The sequence below is a fragment of the Pyxidicoccus caerfyrddinensis genome, assembly GCF_010894405.1.
In the GTDB taxonomy this organism is placed as follows: Bacteria; Myxococcota; Myxococcia; order Myxococcales; family Myxococcaceae; genus Myxococcus; species Myxococcus caerfyrddinensis.
In genome coordinates, this window is sequence record NZ_JAAIYA010000098.1 from 1 (window position 1) to 1,264 (window position 1,264).

Annotated in this window: 1 protein-coding gene and 2 pseudogenes; 1 reads left to right on the plus strand and 2 read right to left on the minus strand. The window is 69.1% G+C overall.

What is annotated here, in order from left to right; translation table 11 throughout:
• Window positions 1–170: 170 nt before the first annotated feature.
• Window positions 171–461, plus strand: a pseudogene (locus tag G4D86_RS51645) (transposase); the annotation flags it as partial.
• 126 nt (window positions 462–587) lie between these two features.
• Here the strand turns inward: G4D86_RS51645 and G4D86_RS52475 are convergent.
• Window positions 588–1,070, minus strand: a complete 483-nt coding sequence (locus G4D86_RS52475; protein WP_205520435.1) for a hypothetical protein — start codon at window positions 1,068–1,070, stop codon at window positions 588–590.
• Window positions 1,067–1,264, minus strand: a pseudogene (locus G4D86_RS52480) (ISNCY family transposase); the annotation flags it as partial. The pseudogene G4D86_RS52480 and the gene G4D86_RS52475, both read right to left, overlap by 4 nt.

Below are 1,264 nucleotides of genomic sequence, written 5' to 3' on the forward strand. Positions count from 1 at the left end.
ACGCCCCCCGTCGTTCTTCTCCAGGCACCAGCCCCGCATGGTGCCCGCGTGCACCACCAGCAGGGCCAGGAAGTTCACTTTCCCATGGCGCACGTACTCGAACTCGCGGTGCTCGATGTGAGCCTGCCCCGATTCCGTGGACACCCAAGACGTTATGGAAAGGGTGTCCAATGTCGGCGAGTGACGCGAAGCAGAAGCAGTCCCGGAGGCCACGCCGGAAGTTCACGCGCGAGTTCAAGGACGGCGCGGTGAAGTTGGTGCTGGACGAGGACAAGGGCATTCCGGAGGTGGCAAAGGACCTGGACCTCACGGAGTCCGTCCTGCGTACCTGGGTGGAGAGGGCGAAAGAGGCGCGCGGCGAGGGACGGCCGGGGATGCTTCTCCAGGAGGAACGGGAGGAGCTTGCCCTGCTGCGAGCGGAGAACCGCCAGCTGCGAATGGAGCGAGAGCTGCTAAAAAAACTACACCGGCAAATATGGCCTGAGCTCCGCTTCGATGGCTCGGAGGTAGGCGTCCGGGTCGGCGCGGAAGCGTCGGCCCATGATGCGAGGCACGCGCCGCTCTTCAAGCTGGGCGCGTAGCCGCCGCTAGTCATCGAGGTTCCCAGGCGCCAGGTGGGTGCCGTCGAGTTCAGGCAGCAGGTGGGCCGAGGCGATGGCCGGCAGCCGTACCCCGCCGCGCACGACGAGGCCGGCACTGCCGCGCACCCGGCCCGAGGCTCGCCGCTCGTGGTAGCGACAGGTGCCAAAGAGATGCTCCAGGGCGTTGTCGGTGCGGGGAAGGTCCGGCACGTCGTAGCAGTGGAAGAGGCCCTTCCAGTAGCGGCGCGTTTCGAGGAGGAAATGGGCGAGGGCCTGGCGCAGGACACCCCGGTGACGTCGACGCGTCCAGCGCACCAGGGCGGCCAGCAGCGCGGCGAGCCGGCGTCGCACCCCTGCGGCGTCCAAGCCGGGCTCGTTCTGGAGGATGGCCGCGGTGCGCTCCACCCACCGGTAGGCCTGCGCGAGGCCGGGCCACATGCAGGCCGTGGCCTTCAAGGCGTTGCGCAGCACCGCATGCAGGCGGCTCAACTCCGGTGGGCAGGCCCCCCTTTTGACACCCGTTCCAAGCTCTTCTCGATGGCGCCCAGGCGTCGGCGTAGCAGCAGGCCGGAGGGGTTGAGGGGCGGGCGGTGGTCGTCGGTGAGCGCGCTCCTGACCGCCGCAGCATAGGCGCGCGTGGCGCGGGCGCCCGCGTCCTGACGGCCTTCCACGGCCCGTTCGAC